Genomic DNA, 17,533 nt, shown 5'->3' with positions numbered 1-17,533 from the left:
AAACGCCCTGATAAAGCAGGGCGTTTTTAATACTATTTTCGTAACCGCACGCTTTGCACGGCATGATCCGCAGACTTGGTCATGATCAGGCTGGCCCGCTCTCGCGTAGGTAAGATGTTTTCTTTTAAATTCAGCCAGTTAATTTCTTTCCATAACCCACGTGCAATACTCTCTGCTTCCTCTTCAGGCAGCTGAGAATAGTGGTGGAAATAAGAGTCCGGATCGCTGAAGGCACCTTCGCGGAATTTAAGAAAGCGATTAACGTACCAGCGCTCTAATAAGTTTTCTGGCGCATCGACATATATTGAAAAGTCGACGAAATCTGAGACAAATACATGATGCGGATCGTGCGGATAATCCATACCGCTCTGCAGGACGTTCAGCCCTTCCAGAATCAGGATGTCCGGCTGCTGCACCACCTTATCGCCATCCGGGATGACATCGTAAATCAGGTGTGAATACACCGGTGCGGTGACCTGACTGGCACCCGATTTCAAATCGGATACGAACTTCACCAGTCGATGCATATCATACGACTGCGGGAAGCCTTTCTTTTTCATCAGGCCGCGCTCTTTCAGCACCGCATTAGGGTGCAAAAAGCCATCGGTGGTGATGAGTTCCACCTTGCGGTGCTCGGGCCAGCGGCTAAGCAGCGCCTGTAACACGCGCGCGGTGGTGCTTTTACCGACGGCGACACTGCCGGCAATACTGATAATGTAAGGGATCTTCTGGCCATTGGTGCCAAGGAACTGCTCCAGCACCGCCTGACGGCGCAGATTTGAACTGATATAGAAGTTCAGCAGACGTGATAGCGGCAGATAGATCTCGGCAACTTCTTCCAGCGAAAGATCTTCATTGATACCGCGCAGCCGTTCAATTTCACTGGCGGCCAGCGTCATCGGTACGGAATCTCTCAGCGCAGCCCATTGCTGGCGATCAAACTGCAGGTAGGGCGTCGTCAGTGGCGTCGTTTTTTTACTCATAAGCATGCATCTGACCGCAAATTCTGGCTCATCAACACCTTGCAGCAACAGGCATACAGCGATGTGTCGAACTCAGTTGCACGTCACAGGGGTAATTTAACGAGAACAATGGGCAGGAGGGTAACACCAGTGTGACTTTAAAAAGAAGTAAAATGATAAACCTGAGCACGCTTTCGTAAGCAGGCCCGCATTTTTATGATCACAGTATGAGGCTAACGCGGTATCAAAGAATAATCAGGCTGTGGGCTGGCGGAAAAACACACCATGTTTGCTGCTTTTTGCTGCGCTGGCAGGGCATTTTGCGAGGATTTGCACAAATAGTAAGCGGTGGTGCAAATTTAGCAATTTTTTTGTTGCATCCTGAACCCGGTCTTCCTAGAATGCGCGTCACTTGATGCCGGCTTAGCTCAGTTGGTAGAGCAACTGACTTGTAATCAGTAGGTCACCAGTTCGATTCCGGTAGCCGGCACCATCAAGTAGGTGGGATTCCCGAGCGGCCAAAGGGAGCAGACTGTAAATCTGCCGTCACAGACTTCGAAGGTTCGAATCCTTCTCCCACCACCATCTCAACCTCTCGGTTGAGCGTCAGATAAAGGCTTATCTGATGGGTGAGTTCAACTCTCTCACCTTCGAATTCAGATTGCGCAGTAGCGTGATCACCGTCAGTCGGAAACTCTGACTGGCTCGAATAATAGAAGGTCTTCTTTTATTATTCATAAGCTACAGAAAGAACAGGTAGCCGAGTTCCAGGATGCGGGCATCGTATAATGGCTATTACCTCAGCCTTCCAAGCTGATGATGCGGGTTCGATTCCCGCTGCCCGCTCCAGATGTGCTGATATGGCTCAGTTGGTAGAGCGCACCCTTGGTAAGGGTGAGGTCCCCAGTTCGACTCTGGGTATCAGCACCACTTCCTTTATCTCTCTCCTGATTCTCTCTCTGTAAAACTAACATCAGGTTTTGCCTGGTTAATGTGACGATATCTTTGATATATCCGTGTCTTAGAGGGACAAGCGATGGCTAAAGAGCAATTTCAACGTAACAAACTGCACGTAAACGTGGGCACCATCGGTCACGTCGACCACGGTAAAACCACTCTGACTGCGGCAATCACCACCGTTCTGGCTAAAACCTACGGCGGCCAGGCGCGTGCATTCGATCAGATCGATAACGCGCCAGAAGAGAAGGCTCGTGGTATCACCATCAACACCTCTCACGTTGAATATGAAACCCCGACCCGTCACTACGCACACGTTGACTGCCCAGGCCACGCCGACTATGTGAAAAACATGATCACCGGTGCTGCGCAGATGGACGGCGCGATCCTGGTTGTTGCTGCGACTGATGGCCCAATGCCTCAGACCCGTGAGCACATCCTGCTGGGTCGTCAGGTTGGCGTTCCTTACATCATCGTGTTCCTGAACAAGTGCGACATGGTTGATGACGAAGAGCTGCTGGAACTGGTTGAGATGGAAGTGCGTGACCTGCTGTCTGCTTACGACTTCCCTGGCGACGATACCCCAATCGTACGCGGTTCTGCGCTGAAAGCGCTGGAAGGCGACGCTGAGTGGGAAGCGAAAATCGTTGAGCTGGCTGAGCACCTGGATAACTACATCCCGGATCCAGTCCGTGCTATCGACCTGCCGTTCCTGCTGCCAATCGAAGACGTATTCTCAATCTCTGGCCGTGGTACCGTTGTTACCGGTCGTGTTGAGCGCGGCATCGTGAAAGTGGGCGACGAAGTAGAAATCGTGGGTATCAAAGCGACTGCTAAATCTACCTGTACCGGTGTTGAAATGTTCCGCAAACTGCTGGACCAGGGTCAGGCAGGCGAGAACTGTGGTGTTCTGCTGCGCGGTATCAAGCGTGAAGAGATCCAGCGTGGTCAGGTTCTGGCTAAGCCAGGTACCATCAAGCCACACACCCAGTTCGAGTCAGAAGTTTACGTTCTGTCTAAAGACGAAGGCGGCCGTCATACTCCGTTCTTCAAAGGCTACCGTCCACAGTTCTACTTCCGTACCACTGACGTAACCGGTTCAGTAGAGCTGCCAGAAGGCGTTGAGATGGTAATGCCAGGCGACAACATCAAAATGGTTGTTACCCTGATCCATCCAATCGCAATGGACGAAGGTCTGCGCTTCGCAATCCGCGAAGGCGGCCGTACCGTTGGCGCGGGCGTTGTTGCTAAAGTTATCGCGTAATAGCGATAATATTTGACGCAATGCACACGGAAAGGGCATCATTTGATGCCCTTTTTGTACGCTGTTAACCAGAACCTGGCTCATCAGTGATTTTCGATCATAATCATTGCTGAGACAGGCTCTGTATTACGGCGCTGGATACCGAGTTATGCCCAAAAGCGCATTCGGTTTGGATGCCTCGCTCTGCGGGGCAGAATAGTTTCTGAATTATTGTGGCAGGTTGGTTTATGAGTGCGAATACCGAAGCTCAAGGGAGCGGGCGCGGCCTGGAAGCGGTAAAGTGGGTAGTTGTGATCGCATTGCTGCTGGTAGCAATCGTCGGTAACTACCTGTATCGCGATGTGACACTGCCTTTACGCGCGCTGGCTGTCGTGGTGTTGATCGCTGCGGCGGGCGGCATTGCGTTGCTGACCACCAAAGGCAAAGCAACCGTGGCTTTTGCACGTGAAGCAAGAACCGAAATGCGTAAGGTCATCTGGCCAACTCGCCAGGAAACATTGCACACCACGTTAATCGTTGCCGCGGTCACTGCCGTGATGTCACTGATTTTGTGGGGGCTGGATGGTATTCTGGTCCGTCTGGTATCGTTTATCACTGGCCTGAGGTTCTGAGATGTCTGAAGCTCCAAAAAAACGCTGGTACGTCGTTCAGGCGTTTTCCGGTTTTGAAGCCCGCGTAGCCAAGTCGCTGCAAGAGCATATCAAACTGCACAACATGGAAGAACTGTTTGGCGAAGTCATGGTGCCGACTGAAGAAGTCGTGGAAATCCGTGGCGGCCAGCGTCGCAAAAGCGAACGCAAATTCTTCCCTGGTTACGTACTGGTCCAGATGGTGATGAATGACGCCAGCTGGCACTTAGTGCGCAGTGTACCGCGTGTAATGGGCTTCATTGGTGGTACCTCTGACCGTCCGGCACCGATCAGTGATAAAGAAGTGGATGCGATCATGAACCGCCTGCAGCAGGTGGGTGATAAGCCGCGTCCGAAAACGCTGTTCGAGCCAGGCGAGATGGTGCGTGTCAACGACGGCCCGTTTGCCGACTTCAATGGTGTGGTCGAAGAAGTGGATTACGAGAAGAGCCGCCTGAAGGTTTCTGTTTCTATCTTCGGCCGTGCAACGCCGGTAGAACTCGACTTTGCTCAGGTGGAGAAAGGCTAAGCCTTTTGTTCACTTTTTAGCTCTTGCGGAAGGCGCGAAATTTACCTATAATTTCGCGCCTTTTGTTTTTATGCGCTGGCAACAGCGTGTAAATCGTTATCACGGGGAGCCTGTTCGCCAGGCGCTATACCCAATAGAGGAAATATCATGGCCAAGAAAGTACAAGCCTACGTCAAGCTGCAGGTTGCAGCTGGTATGGCTAACCCGAGCCCACCAGTTGGTCCGGCTCTGGGTCAGCAGGGTGTTAACATCATGGAATTCTGTAAAGCGTTCAACGCCAAAACAGAATCACTGGAAAAAGGTCTGCCGACTCCAGTAGTTATCACCGTATACAGCGACCGTTCTTTCACCTTCGTTACCAAAACGCCTCCGGCTGCCGTTCTGCTGAAAAAAGCAGCAGGCATCAAGTCTGGTTCTGGTAAGCCGAACAAAGATAAAGTCGGTAAAGTAACTCGTGCTCAGGTACGTGAAATCGCAGAAACCAAAGCTGCGGACATGACTGGTGCTGACGTAGAAGCGATGACTCGCTCTATCGAAGGTACTGCTCGTTCCATGGGCCTGGTAGTGGAGGACTAAGAAATGGCTAAGCTGACCAAGCGCATGCGCGTGATCCGTGACAAAGTTGATGCGACTAAACAGTATGACATCAACGAAGCTGTTGCTCTGCTGAAAGAACTGGCTACCGCTAAATTCGTAGAGAGCGTGGACGTTGCTGTTAACCTCGGCATCGATGCACGTAAATCTGACCAGAACGTACGCGGTGCGACCGTTCTGCCACACGGTACTGGTCGTTCAGTACGTGTTGCCGTCTTTACCCAGGGCGCAAACGCTGAAGCTGCTAAAGCAGCTGGCGCTGAGCTGGTAGGTATGGAAGACCTGGCTGATCAGATCAAGAAAGGCGAAATGAACTTTGACGTTGTTATTGCTTCTCCGGATGCAATGCGCGTTGTTGGCCAGCTGGGCCAGGTTCTGGGCCCACGTGGTCTGATGCCAAACCCGAAAGTTGGTACCGTAACTCCTAACGTTGCTGAAGCTGTGAAAAACGCTAAAGCGGGTCAGGTTCGTTACCGTAACGACAAAAACGGCATCATCCACACCACCATTGGTAAAGTGGACTTCGATGCTGACAAACTGAAAGAAAACCTGGAATCTCTGCTGGTTGCGCTGAAAAAAGCTAAACCTGCTCAGGCGAAAGGCGTGTACATCAAGAAAGTCAGCATCTCTACCACCATGGGCGCCGGCGTTGCCGTTGACCAGGCTGGTCTGAACGCAGCAGCAAACTAATTGCTGCTTGTAACGGGCGAAAAATTCATCTAGAATCTTACGCCCGTTGTTCTGGTTGATCCGTCAATTCAGAACCCAAATTCATAGTCGCGGAGTGCACAGGTCTAAACACCTTGTCATTCAGCGACTAAGGTTGGAGCCAGGCCTGATCCTGGCCTCCGTCCAAGACCGCAGGAGCAGAACCTCTTCGGAAGTGATGCTTAATATCCTGCGTAGACGGTGACAGAACCAAAAAGAATTTTTTCTTCACTGGATTCTGCTCACCGTGTAACGCGCTTACGGCCTTCGGGTGTGTAAGTGAAGTGAGTTCCGGGAAATTTTCCCGGTCAAATCCAGGAGCAAAGCTAATGGCATTAAATCTTCAAGGCAAACAAGCAATTGTTGCTGAAGTTAGCGAAGTAGCCAAAGGCGCGCTTTCAGCGGTTGTTGCGGATTCCCGTGGCGTTACCGTTGATAAAATGACTGAACTGCGTAAAGCAGGTCGTGAAGCTGGCGTCTACATGCGTGTTGTTCGTAACACCCTGCTGCGCCGCGTCGTTGAAGGTACTCCATTCGAGTGCCTGAAAGACACGTTTGTTGGTCCGACCCTGATTGCATACTCTATGGAACACCCGGGCGCTGCTGCTCGTCTGTTCAAAGAGTTCGCGAAAGCGAATGCAAACTTTGAGGTCAAAGCTGCAGCCTTTGAAGGTGAGCTGATCCCGGCGGCACAAATTGACCGTCTGGCAACGCTGCCGACTTACGAAGAAGCACTGGCACGTCTGATGTCGACCATGAAAGAAGCTGCTGCTGGCAAGCTGGTCCGCACTCTGGCTGCTGTTCGCGACGCGAAAGAAGCGGCTTAAGGCCAGATTCTTTTTCTTCGTACTTGCTAACGTATAAACTTTTACTGATTCTTAGGAACAATTGTCATGTCTATCACTAAAGATCAAATCCTGGAAGCCGTTGCAGCTATGTCCGTAATGGAAGTAGTTGAGCTGGTTTCTGCTATGGAAGAAAAATTCGGCGTTTCTGCTGCTGCTGCTGTCGCTGTTGCTGCTGGCCCGGCTGAAGCTGTTGAAGAGAAAACTGAATTCGACGTTATCCTGAAAGCTGCTGGCGCGAACAAAGTTGCTGTAATCAAAGCCGTTCGTGGCGCAACTGGTCTGGGCCTGAAAGAAGCTAAAGACTTGGTTGAAGCTGCTCCAGCTGCAATCAAAGAAGGCATCAGCAAGGACGACGCAGCTGCACTTGAAGCTGCTCTGAAAGAAGCTGGCGCTGAAGTTGAAGTTAAGTAAGACAACCCTCGGGTTGCAGTCTGCGTAAACAGACTGATGGCTGGTGACTTTTTGGTCACCAGCCTTTTTGCGCTACAGGGGAACGATGGCGTTTCGCACTGTTTGTCCATTGTTCCTCTTCAATATCTTTTTCTATCGACGACTTAATATACCGCTTTCCTGTGAGGGTTCCCTGCCTGCGCAACGGCGATGAAATGATTTAAGAGTGATAGAAAGATGTATTGCATGGGGTGCCGCGCATCGCATGAAAAACAAAATAGTGTTGCATGAACTGTCCCTTCAGGACGGACAGCGTGGGTCGACTTGTCAGCTAGCTGAGGAACCCTATGGTTTACTCCTATACCGAGAAAAAACGTATTCGTAAGGATTTTGGTAAACGTCCACAAGTACTGGATGTGCCTTATCTCCTTTCTATCCAGCTTGACTCGTTCCAGAAGTTTATCGAGCAAGATCCAGAAGGCCAGTACGGTCTGGAAGCAGCCTTCCGTTCCGTGTTCCCAATCGCGAGCTACAGCGGCAACTCTGAGTTGCAGTATGTCAGCTACCGTCTGGGTGAGCCGGTGTTTGACGTGACAGAATGTCAGATCCGTGGCGTGACGTACTCCGCACCGCTGCGCGTTAAACTGCGTCTGGTGATCTACGAGCGCGAAGCGCCGGAAGGCACCGTAAAAGACATCAAAGAACAAGAAGTGTACATGGGCGAAATTCCGCTCATGACCGACAACGGTACCTTTGTCATCAACGGTACTGAGCGTGTTATCGTTTCTCAGCTGCATCGTAGTCCTGGCGTATTCTTTGACAGCGATAAGGGTAAAACGCACTCTTCCGGTAAAGTGCTGTATAACGCACGTATCATCCCTTACCGCGGTTCATGGCTCGACTTCGAGTTTGACCCGAAAGACAATCTGTTCGTCCGTATTGACCGTCGTCGTAAGCTGCCGGCCAGTATCATCCTGCGCGCGCTGGATTACACCACTGAGCAGATTCTCGATCTGTTCTTCGAAAAAGTGGTGTTTGAAATCCGCGATAACAAGCTGCAGATGGAACTGGTGCCTGAGCGCCTGCGTGGTGAAACCGCCTCCTTCGATATCGAAGCCAACGGCACGGTCTACGTTGAGAAAGGTCGTCGCATTACTGCGCGCCACATCCGTCAGCTGGAAAAAGACAACATTCAGCACATCGAAGTGCCGGTCGAGTACATCGCGGGCAAAGTGGTCGCGAAAGATTACATCGATCTGAACACCGGTGAGCTGATCGTGCCGGCGAACATGGAGCTGTCACTGGATCTGCTGGCGAAACTGAGCCAGTCCGGTCACAAACGCATCGAAACCCTGTTCACCAACGACCTGGATCACGGCCCGTACATTTCTGAGACGCTGCGCGTTGACCCAACCAACGATCGCCTGAGCGCGCTGGTTGAGATCTACCGCATGATGCGTCCTGGCGAGCCGCCAACGCGTGAAGCCGCAGAAAACCTGTTCGAGAACCTGTTCTTCTCTGAAGATCGTTACGATCTGTCGGCCGTTGGCCGCATGAAGTTCAACCGTTCTCTGCTGCGTGACGAGATCGAAGGTTCCGGTATCCTGAGCAAAGACGACATCATCGAAGTGATGAAGAAGCTCATCGGTATCCGTAACGGTATTGGCGAAGTGGATGATATCGACCACCTCGGCAACCGTCGTATCCGTTCGGTCGGCGAAATGGCGGAAAACCAGTTCCGCGTTGGCCTGGTGCGCGTAGAGCGTGCTGTGAAAGAGCGTCTGTCTCTGGGCGACCTCGACACGCTGATGCCACAGGACATGATCAACGCCAAGCCAATTTCGGCCGCGGTGAAAGAGTTCTTTGGTTCCAGTCAGCTGTCCCAGTTTATGGACCAGAACAACCCGCTGTCTGAGATTACGCACAAACGTCGTATCTCTGCTCTGGGCCCAGGCGGTCTGACCCGTGAACGCGCCGGCTTCGAAGTGCGTGACGTACACCCGACTCACTACGGTCGCGTATGTCCAATCGAAACCCCGGAAGGTCCGAACATCGGTCTGATCAACTCACTCTCTGTTTACGCGCAGACGAACGAATACGGCTTCCTCGAAACGCCGTACCGCCGCGTGGTTGACGGTAAAGTGAGTGATGAAATTCATTACCTCTCTGCAATCGAAGAGGGTAACTACGTTATCGCTCAGGCGAACACCAACCTCGCCGATGACGGCAGCTTTGTTGACGATCTCGTCACCTGCCGTAGCAAAGGTGAATCGAGCCTGTTCAGCCGCGATCAGGTTGACTACATGGACGTTTCCACTCAGCAGGTGGTTTCTGTCGGTGCGTCCCTGATTCCATTCCTGGAGCACGATGATGCTAACCGCGCCCTGATGGGTGCGAACATGCAACGTCAGGCTGTACCTACCCTGCGTGCTGACAAGCCGCTGGTTGGTACCGGTATGGAACGTGCTGTTGCGGTCGACTCCGGTGTAACTGCCGTCGCGAAACGTGGTGGTACCGTGCAGTACGTCGATGCGTCACGTATCGTTATCAAAGTTAACGAAGACGAGATGTATCCGGGCGAAGCAGGTATCGACATCTACAACCTGACCAAGTACACCCGTTCTAACCAGAACACCTGCATCAACCAGATGCCGTGTGTTTCTCTGGGTGAACCTATCGAGCGTGGCGACGTGCTGGCTGACGGCCCGTCTACCGACCTCGGTGAGCTGGCGCTGGGTCAGAACATGCGCGTGGCGTTCATGCCATGGAACGGTTACAACTTCGAAGACTCCATCCTCGTTTCTGAGCGTGTCGTACAGGAAGACCGTTTCACCACCATCCACATTCAGGAACTGGCTTGCGTGTCGCGTGACACCAAACTGGGGCCGGAAGAGATCACCGCTGACATCCCGAACGTGGGTGAAGCTGCGCTCTCCAAACTGGATGAATCCGGCATCGTGTATATCGGTGCGGAAGTGACCGGTGGCGACATTCTGGTAGGCAAGGTGACGCCGAAAGGTGAAACCCAGCTGACGCCAGAAGAGAAACTGCTGCGTGCAATCTTCGGTGAAAAAGCCTCTGACGTGAAAGACTCGTCACTGCGCGTGCCGAACGGCGTTTCCGGTACGGTTATCGACGTACAGGTCTTCACCCGCGATGGCGTGGAAAAAGACAAGCGCGCGCTGGAAATCGAAGAGATGCAGCTGAAGCAGGCGAAAAAAGACCTGTCTGAAGAACTGCAGATCCTCGAAGCGGGCCTGTTCAGCCGTATCCAGGCCGTCCTGATTTCAGGTGGCGTGGAAGCGGAGAAACTGGACAAGCTGCCACGTGAGCGCTGGCTGGAACTCGGTCTGACCGACGAAGAGAAGCAGAACGCGCTGGAGCAGCTGGCTGAGCAGTATGACGAGCTGAAGCACGAGTTTGAGAAGAAACTCGAAGCGAAGCGTCGCAAGATCACCCAGGGCGACGATCTGGCACCGGGCGTGCTGAAAATCGTCAAGGTGTATCTGGCCGTTAAGCGTCAGATTCAGCCTGGTGACAAAATGGCGGGTCGTCACGGTAACAAAGGTGTTATCTCCAAGATCAACCCAATCGAAGACATGCCATACGATGAGAACGGTACGCCGGTCGACATCGTACTGAACCCGCTGGGCGTACCATCGCGTATGAACATCGGTCAGATTCTGGAAACCCACCTGGGTATGGCGGCGAAAGGCATTGGTGAGAAGATCAATGCGATGCTGAAGAAGCAGGAAGAAGTCGCCAAACTGCGTGAGTTTATCCAGCGTGCTTACGATCTGGGCACCGATGTGCGTCAGAAAGTTGACCTGAACACCTTCTCGGACGATGAAGTGCTGCGTCTGGCAGAGAACCTGAAAAAAGGTATGCCAATCGCGACGCCAGTGTTCGACGGTGCGAAAGAGAGCGAAATCAAAGAGCTGCTGCAGCTCGGCGGTCTGCCTTCTTCCGGTCAGATCACCCTGTTCGACGGCCGTACCGGTGAGCAGTTTGAGCGTCAGGTAACCGTAGGTTACATGTACATGCTGAAACTGAACCACCTGGTCGACGACAAGATGCACGCCCGTTCTACCGGCTCTTACAGCCTGGTTACGCAGCAGCCGCTGGGTGGTAAGGCGCAGTTCGGTGGTCAGCGCTTCGGTGAGATGGAAGTGTGGGCACTGGAAGCATACGGTGCCGCGTATACCCTGCAGGAAATGCTTACCGTTAAGTCTGATGACGTCAACGGCCGTACCAAGATGTATAAAAACATCGTTGACGGCAACCATCAGATGGAACCGGGCATGCCGGAATCCTTCAACGTACTGTTGAAAGAGATTCGCTCGCTGGGTATCAACATCGAGCTGGAAGACGAGTAAGCACTCGCAAGTACTGGTTATGGGACGCGCCTGGCGCGTCCCTGAGAGTTCCACTCCGACGGGAGCTAATCCGTGAAAGACTTACTTAAGTTTCTGAAAGCGCAAACTAAAACCGAAGAGTTTGATGCGATCAAAATTGCGCTGGCCTCGCCAGACATGATCCGTTCCTGGTCTTTCGGTGAAGTTAAAAAGCCGGAAACCATTAACTACCGTACCTTCAAGCCGGAGCGTGACGGTCTTTTCTGTGCCCGTATTTTCGGACCGGTAAAAGATTACGAATGCCTGTGCGGTAAGTACAAGCGTCTGAAACACCGTGGCGTGATCTGTGAGAAGTGTGGCGTTGAAGTCACGCAGACCAAAGTGCGTCGTGAGCGTATGGGCCACATCGAGCTGGCTTCGCCGACCGCGCACATCTGGTTCCTGAAATCACTGCCATCCCGCATCGGTTTGCTGCTGGATATGCCGCTGCGTGATATCGAGCGCGTGCTGTACTTCGAATCTTATGTTGTGGTCGAAGGCGGCATGACCAACCTGGAAAAACGTCAGATTCTGACTGAAGAGCAGTACCTTGACGCGCTGGAAGAGTTCGGTGACGAATTCGACGCGAAGATGGGTGCGGAAGCTATCCAGGCGCTGCTGAAAAATATGGATCTGGAGCAGGAGTGCGAGCAGCTGCGTGAAGAGCTGAACGAAACCAACTCTGAGACCAAACGTAAAAAGCTGACCAAGCGTATCAAGCTGCTGGAAGCGTTCGTGCAGTCTGGCAACAAGCCAGAGTGGATGATCCTGACCGTTCTGCCGGTGCTGCCGCCAGATCTGCGTCCGCTGGTACCGCTGGACGGCGGTCGTTTCGCTACGTCGGATCTGAACGATCTGTATCGTCGCGTGATCAACCGTAACAACCGTCTGAAGCGTCTGCTGGATCTGGCTGCGCCAGATATCATCGTACGTAACGAAAAACGTATGCTGCAGGAAGCGGTAGATGCCCTGCTGGATAACGGCCGTCGCGGTCGTGCCATCACCGGCTCTAACAAACGTCCTCTGAAATCTTTGGCCGACATGATCAAAGGTAAGCAGGGTCGTTTCCGTCAGAACCTGCTGGGTAAACGTGTTGACTACTCCGGTCGTTCGGTTATCACCGTCGGTCCATACCTGCGTCTGCATCAGTGCGGTCTGCCGAAGAAAATGGCACTGGAACTGTTCAAACCGTTCATCTACGGCAAGCTGGAACTGCGTGGCCTCGCGACCACCATTAAAGCGGCCAAGAAAATGGTTGAGCGCGAAGAAGCGGTGGTCTGGGATATCCTGGATGAAGTGATTCGCGAACACCCGGTACTGCTGAACCGTGCACCAACCCTGCACCGTCTGGGTATCCAGGCGTTTGAACCGGTTCTGATCGAAGGTAAAGCGATCCAGCTGCACCCGCTGGTGTGTGCGGCGTATAACGCCGACTTCGATGGTGACCAGATGGCTGTTCACGTACCGCTGACGCTGGAAGCCCAGCTGGAAGCGCGTGCGCTGATGATGTCTACCAACAACATTCTGTCTCCAGCGAACGGCGAGCCAATCATCGTTCCTTCACAGGACGTTGTTCTGGGTCTGTACTACATGACCCGTGACAAAGTGAACGCCAAAGGCGAAGGCATGGTACTGACCGGCCCGAAAGAAGCTGAGCGTGTTTACCGCGCTGGCCAGGCCGAGCTGCATGCACGCGTTAAAGTGCGTATCACTGAATACAGCAAAAATGAGCAGGAAGAACTCGTTGCGAAAACCAGCCTGATCGACACCACCATTGGTCGTGCGATCCTGTGGATGATCGTACCGAAAGGTCTGCCTTACTCCATCGTCAACCAGGCGCTGGGTAAGAAAGCGATTTCTAAGATGCTGAACACCTGTTACCGCATCCTGGGCCTGAAGCCGACCGTTATCTTTGCTGACCAGACCATGTACACCGGCTTTGCCTATGCAGCCCGTTCAGGTGCCTCAGTCGGTATCGACGACATGGTGATTCCTGCCAAGAAAGCAGAAATCATTGCAGAAGCCGAAGCGGAAGTGGCCGAGATCCAGGAGCAGTTCCAGTCTGGTCTGGTTACCGCGGGCGAACGTTACAACAAAGTCATCGATATCTGGGCTGCGGCTAACGAACGCGTATCCAAAGCGATGATGGATAACCTGCAGACCGAAACCGTGATCAACCGTCACGGCGAAGAAGAGCAGCAGGTTTCGTTCAACAGCATCTACATGATGGCCGACTCCGGTGCGCGTGGTTCTGCGGCACAGATTCGTCAGCTGGCAGGTATGCGTGGTCTGATGGCGAAGCCAGATGGCTCCATCATCGAGACGCCGATCACCGCGAACTTCCGTGAAGGTCTGAACGTACTCCAGTACTTCATCTCGACCCACGGTGCGCGTAAAGGTCTGGCCGATACCGCACTGAAAACGGCGAACTCCGGTTACCTGACCCGTCGTCTGGTTGACGTGGCGCAGGACCTGGTGGTCACCGAAGACGACTGTGGCACATTCGAAGGCATCATGATGACCCCGGTCATTGAAGGTGGCGACGTTAAAGAGCCGCTGCGTGAGCGTGTACTGGGTCGTGTGACGGCAGAAGACGTGCTGAAGCCGGGCACTGCGGACATCCTGATCCCGCGTAACACCCTGATCGATGAGCACTGGTGTGACGTGGTTGAACTGAACTCCGTGGACGCGATTAAAGTGCGTTCCGTGGTGAGCTGTGAAACCGACTTCGGTGTGTGTGCACACTGCTACGGTCGCGATCTGGCACGTGGTCACATCATCAACAAAGGTGAGGCCATCGGCGTTATCGCAGCACAGTCCATCGGTGAGCCGGGTACCCAGCTGACCATGCGTACCTTCCACATCGGTGGTGCGGCATCGCGTGCGGCAGCTGAATCCAGCATTCAGGTGAAGAATAAAGGTACTATCAAGCTGACCAACGCCAAGTCAGTAACCAACTCCTCCGGGAAACTGGTTATCGTCTCGCGTAACGTTGAGCTGAAGATGATCGACGAGTTCGGTCGTACCAAAGAGAGCTATAAAGTGCCTTACGGTGCGGTCATGGCGAAAGGTGATGGCGAGCAGGTTGCCGCGGGCGAAACCGTTGCAAACTGGGATCCACACACCATGCCGGTTATCACCGAAGTGGGCGGTTTCATCCGCTTCACCGACATGATCGACGGTCAGACCATTACCCGTCAGACTGACGACCTCACCGGTCTGTCATCGCTGGTGGTACTGGATTCTGCAGAGCGAACTGCGGGCGGTAAAGACCTGCGTCCGGCACTGAAAATCGTTGATGCCAACGGCAACGATGTACTGATCCCGGGCACCGACATGCCGGCACAGTACTTCCTGCCAGGTAAAGCGATTGTGCAGCTGGAAGATGGCGTGAAGATCAGCTCGGGTGATACCCTGGCGCGTGTTCCGCAGGAATCTGGCGGTACCAAGGACATCACCGGTGGTCTGCCGCGCGTTGCCGACCTGTTCGAAGCGCGTCGTCCGAAAGAGCCAGCTATCCTGGCGGAGATCAGCGGTATCATCTCCTTCGGTAAAGAGACCAAAGGCAAGCGTCGTCTGGTGATCACCCCGGTTGACGGTAGCGATCCGTATGAAGAGATGATTCCGAAATGGCGTCAGCTCAACGTATTCGAAGGTGAACGTGTAGAACGTGGTGACGTCGTATCCGACGGCCCAGAGTCTCCGCACGACATCCTGCGTCTGCGTGGCGTCCATGCTGTGACCCGTTACATCACTAACGAAGTGCAGGAAGTTTACCGCCTGCAGGGCGTTAAGATTAACGATAAGCACATCGAAGTCATCGTGCGTCAGATGCTGCGTAAAGCAACCATCCTGAACGCGGGTAGCTCGGAGTTCCTGGAAGGCGAGCAGGCGGAAGTCTCTCGTATCAAGATCTCCAACCGCGATCTGGAAGCGAACGGCAAAATCGGCGCGACGTACATGCGTGACCTGCTGGGTATCACCAAAGCCTCGCTGGCAACCGAATCGTTCATCTCTGCGGCATCGTTCCAGGAGACCACCCGTGTCCTGACCGAAGCAGCGGTAGCCGGCAAGCGCGACGAACTGCGCGGCCTGAAAGAGAACGTTATCGTGGGTCGTCTGATCCCGGCCGGTACCGGTTATGCTTACCACCAGGATCGTATGCGTCGCCGTCAGGCGGGTGAAGCACCGGTTGCACCGCAGGTGACTGCGGATGAAGCCTCTGCCAGCCTCGCTGAGCTGCTGAACGCCGGTCTGGGCGGTAGCGACGACGAATAATCGTCTGCTCTGCTGACCATGAAAAAACCCTGCCTCGGCAGGGTTTTTTTTCGTCTGAAAACCGCGTTATTTCTGATTGATATCCTGACGCGTCAGCCCGATGTCACGTAGCTGCGCATCACTCAGGTGCGAAAGAATCTCCCGCGTTTCCCGCCTGGCCTGCCAGCGTTTGATTGCGCGCACGCCGCCACGGAAGATATCGAGTAAGGTCACGCTGAACGGTTTTGCCGCCCGGTTCTGATCGAATTCCATAATCCCAGCCCTCAGTATGATGTCTGAACAACATTTTCCCTCTGATGGCGAATGCAATACAGATTCAAAAATCACTTATCTTTAACATACAGATTGCGCCCGTACCGATCTGAATGGTAGAAATAGGCGTCATCTGTACTGATTTTTGATCACCGTTAACGCAGCGAGGCACACAATGACGCGCTATCAACATCTGGCCTGTCTGCTTTCAGACCGTATTGAGCAGGGGCTGTATCGCAGCGGCGAACGCTTGCCCTCGGTGCGTACGCTCAGCATTGAGCACGGTGTCAGCATCAGCACCGTGCAGCAGGCTTATCATCTGCTGGAAGAGAAGCAGCTTATCGTGCCGCAGCCGCGTTCCGGCTATTTTGTCGCTACCCGTAAAGCCACGCCGCCGGTGCCCGCGATGACCCGACCCGTACAGCGTCCGGTTGAGATCACCCAGTGGGAATCGGTGCTGGAGCTGCTGAGCAGCCGCATTAATGGCGACGTGCTGCAGCTGGGCAGCGGCATGCCGGACCTGACCCAGCCGACGCTCAAGCCGCTGTGGAAAATCATGGGCCGCATGGCGCAGAAGCAGGACATTGATCAGCTCAACTACGACAGCCTGCTCGGCGTGGCAGCGCTGCGCGAGCAGATTGCGCGGCTGACAATTGACAGCGGCTGTCAGCTGACGGCGGAAGATATTGTCATCACTACCGGTTGCCATGAAGCGCTGTCGGTGTCGATTCGCGCCGTGTGCGAGCCAGGCGATATCATTGCCGTCGAGTCGCCAGCGTTTCACGGCACCATGCAGACACTGCGCGGTCTGGGCATCCGCGCCATTGAAATCCCTACCGATGCGGTCAGCGGGATCAGTCTTGAGGCGCTGGAGCTGGCGTTTGAGCAGTGGCCAATCAAAGCGGTGGTGGTGGTACCCAACTGTAATAATCCGCTTGGATTTATCATGCCGGAAGCGCGTAAGCGCGCGCTGCTGACGCTGGCGCAGCGCTTTGACGCGGCGATCATTGAAGATGATGTTTACGGCGAGCTGGCGTGGGAGTATCCGCGTCCGATCACCATCAAATCGCTGGATATGGATGGCCGCGTGCTGCTGTGCAGCTCGTTTTCCAAAACCCTGGCGCCCGGCTTGCGCGTGGGCTGGGTCGCGCCGGGACGCTATCGCGATCGCGTACTGCACATGAAATATATTGGCACCGGTTCGACGGCAACGCAGCCGCAGTATGCGGTCGCAGAGTTTATTCGTCAGGGCCATTACCTGCCGCATTTGCGCCGCATGCGCCATGTGTATCAGCGTAACTATGAGACGTTTAGCTGCTGGGTGCGCCACTATTTTCCCTGCGGTATTTGCGTCTCGCGGCCGCAGGGCAGTTTCCTGATGTGGATTGAGCTGCCGGAAGCCTTCGATGCGGTGCGGCTGAATGCGGAACTGCGGGAGCTGAAAATCCAGGTGGCGGTCGGTTCGTTGTTTTCGGCGGCGGGTAAATATCGCAACTGCCTGCGCCTCAATTATGGTCTGCCAATGAATGAGCAAACCGAGCAGGCGATTGCCAGCCTCGGCGCAGCCGTGGAGCGTGCCATGTAGGCCTGCAGTGCGGAAACGCGCCATACTACCTCCCTGACAGAATAACGGTGGAAAGGCAGGGCCGGACAGAGAGTCGGGGAAGCCAGCCCTGGCCCGCTGCAAGCGACAGCGGGCAGGCTCACTTTAGCGATTGTCCCCGGTCG

The 17,533-nt window shown here is 54.0% G+C and carries 12 protein-coding genes and 4 tRNA genes; 14 read left to right on the top strand and 2 right to left on the bottom strand.

Annotation, left to right across the window (positions count from 1 at the left end):
- Positions 1-32 precede the first annotated feature (32 nt).
- Positions 33-983, bottom strand: a complete 951-nt coding sequence (gene coaA / locus E7738_RS12805) for a type I pantothenate kinase (protein ID WP_058759911.1) — start codon at positions 981-983, stop codon at positions 33-35.
- Between the two features lie 396 nt (positions 984-1,379).
- Here coaA and E7738_RS12800 point away from each other — a divergent pair.
- From E7738_RS12800 to rpoC, 13 genes are all read left to right on the top strand, one after another.
- Positions 1,380-1,455 (top strand) — tRNA-Thr (locus E7738_RS12800).
- A gap of 7 nt (positions 1,456-1,462) precedes the next feature.
- Positions 1,463-1,547: transfer RNA gene (locus E7738_RS12795), tRNA-Tyr, on the top strand.
- A gap of 189 nt (positions 1,548-1,736) precedes the next feature.
- Positions 1,737-1,811, top strand: a tRNA-Gly gene (locus tag E7738_RS12790).
- A 5-nt stretch (positions 1,812-1,816) separates the two neighbouring features.
- Positions 1,817-1,892, top strand: a tRNA-Thr gene (locus tag E7738_RS12785).
- A gap of 106 nt (positions 1,893-1,998) precedes the next feature.
- Positions 1,999-3,183, top strand: coding sequence for an elongation factor Tu (gene tuf / locus E7738_RS12780; protein ID WP_022547082.1), 1,185 nt, complete (start codon positions 1,999-2,001; stop codon positions 3,181-3,183).
- A 227-nt stretch (positions 3,184-3,410) separates the two neighbouring features.
- Positions 3,411-3,794 carry a preprotein translocase subunit SecE gene (secE, locus tag E7738_RS12775; protein ID WP_021508209.1) on the top strand — a complete coding sequence of 128 codons (384 nt, stop codon included), beginning with the start codon at positions 3,411-3,413 and terminating at the stop codon, positions 3,792-3,794.
- Position 3,795: 1 nt separating this feature from the next.
- The gene (nusG, locus tag E7738_RS12770; protein WP_010616908.1) at positions 3,796-4,341 is read left to right on the top strand and encodes a transcription termination/antitermination protein NusG; all 546 of its coding nucleotides are present in this window, start codon (positions 3,796-3,798) and stop codon (positions 4,339-4,341) included.
- Between the two features lie 147 nt (positions 4,342-4,488).
- Positions 4,489-4,917 carry a 50S ribosomal protein L11 gene (rplK, locus tag E7738_RS12765; protein WP_013507401.1) on the top strand — a complete coding sequence of 143 codons (429 nt, stop codon included), beginning with the start codon at positions 4,489-4,491 and terminating at the stop codon, positions 4,915-4,917.
- Positions 4,918-4,920: 3 nt separating this feature from the next.
- Positions 4,921-5,625 carry a 50S ribosomal protein L1 gene (rplA, locus tag E7738_RS12760; RefSeq protein WP_021508208.1) on the top strand — a complete coding sequence of 235 codons (705 nt, stop codon included), beginning with the start codon at positions 4,921-4,923 and terminating at the stop codon, positions 5,623-5,625.
- Between the two features lie 347 nt (positions 5,626-5,972).
- Entirely contained in the window at positions 5,973-6,470 is a 498-nt protein-coding gene (rplJ, locus tag E7738_RS12755) for a 50S ribosomal protein L10 (RefSeq protein ID WP_021508207.1), read from the top strand.
- Between the two features lie 66 nt (positions 6,471-6,536).
- Positions 6,537-6,902, top strand: coding sequence for a 50S ribosomal protein L7/L12 (rplL, locus tag E7738_RS12750; protein ID WP_021508206.1), 366 nt, complete (start codon positions 6,537-6,539; stop codon positions 6,900-6,902).
- 326 nt (positions 6,903-7,228) lie between these two features.
- A complete protein-coding gene (gene rpoB / locus E7738_RS12745) occupies positions 7,229-11,257 on the top strand; it encodes a DNA-directed RNA polymerase subunit beta (RefSeq protein WP_021508205.1) in 4,029 nt (1,342 codons plus the stop codon).
- A gap of 72 nt (positions 11,258-11,329) precedes the next feature.
- Complete coding sequence (gene rpoC / locus E7738_RS12740) at positions 11,330-15,553, top strand: DNA-directed RNA polymerase subunit beta' (RefSeq protein ID WP_058758899.1); 4,224 nt, start codon at positions 11,330-11,332, stop codon at positions 15,551-15,553.
- 66 nt (positions 15,554-15,619) lie between these two features.
- Here the strand turns inward: rpoC and E7738_RS12735 are convergent, their stop codons facing one another.
- Positions 15,620-15,805: a DUF1127 domain-containing protein gene (locus tag E7738_RS12735; protein ID WP_058769981.1), complete on the bottom strand. Its 186-nt coding sequence runs from the start codon at positions 15,803-15,805 to the stop codon at positions 15,620-15,622.
- Between the two features lie 175 nt (positions 15,806-15,980).
- On the opposite strand from E7738_RS12735, the gene E7738_RS12730 reads away from it, so the two are divergent.
- Positions 15,981-17,390, top strand: coding sequence for an aminotransferase-like domain-containing protein (locus E7738_RS12730; protein WP_394515686.1), 1,410 nt, complete (start codon positions 15,981-15,983; stop codon positions 17,388-17,390).
- The last annotated feature ends 143 nt before the right edge of the window (positions 17,391-17,533 follow it).

The sequence above is a fragment of the Pantoea sp. SGAir0430 genome (assembly GCF_043549295.1).
This window is presented reverse-complemented; position numbering and strand designations above follow the sequence as displayed.

What these genes read in the sequence shown, in the direction of transcription:
- rplK (WP_013507401.1), top strand. Translation starts at nt 4,489, where the DNA reads ATGGCCAAGAAAGTACAAGCCTACGTCAAGCTGCAGGTTGCAGCTGGT.
- tuf (WP_022547082.1), top strand. Translation starts at nt 1,999, where the DNA reads ATGGCTAAAGAGCAATTTCAACGTAACAAACTGCACGTAAACGTGGGC.
- secE (WP_021508209.1), top strand. Translation starts at nt 3,411, where the DNA reads ATGAGTGCGAATACCGAAGCTCAAGGGAGCGGGCGCGGCCTGGAAGCG.
- rpoB (WP_021508205.1), top strand. Translation starts at nt 7,229, where the DNA reads ATGGTTTACTCCTATACCGAGAAAAAACGTATTCGTAAGGATTTTGGT.
- coaA (WP_058759911.1), bottom strand. Translation starts at nt 983, where the DNA reads ATGAGTAAAAAAACGACGCCACTGACGACGCCCTACCTGCAGTTTGAT.
- nusG (WP_010616908.1), top strand. Translation starts at nt 3,796, where the DNA reads ATGTCTGAAGCTCCAAAAAAACGCTGGTACGTCGTTCAGGCGTTTTCC.
- E7738_RS12730 (WP_394515686.1), top strand. Translation starts at nt 15,981, where the DNA reads ATGACGCGCTATCAACATCTGGCCTGTCTGCTTTCAGACCGTATTGAG.
- rplL (WP_021508206.1), top strand. Translation starts at nt 6,537, where the DNA reads ATGTCTATCACTAAAGATCAAATCCTGGAAGCCGTTGCAGCTATGTCC.
- E7738_RS12735 (WP_058769981.1), bottom strand. Translation starts at nt 15,805, where the DNA reads ATGGAATTCGATCAGAACCGGGCGGCAAAACCGTTCAGCGTGACCTTA.
- rplJ (WP_021508207.1), top strand. Translation starts at nt 5,973, where the DNA reads ATGGCATTAAATCTTCAAGGCAAACAAGCAATTGTTGCTGAAGTTAGC.
- rplA (WP_021508208.1), top strand. Translation starts at nt 4,921, where the DNA reads ATGGCTAAGCTGACCAAGCGCATGCGCGTGATCCGTGACAAAGTTGAT.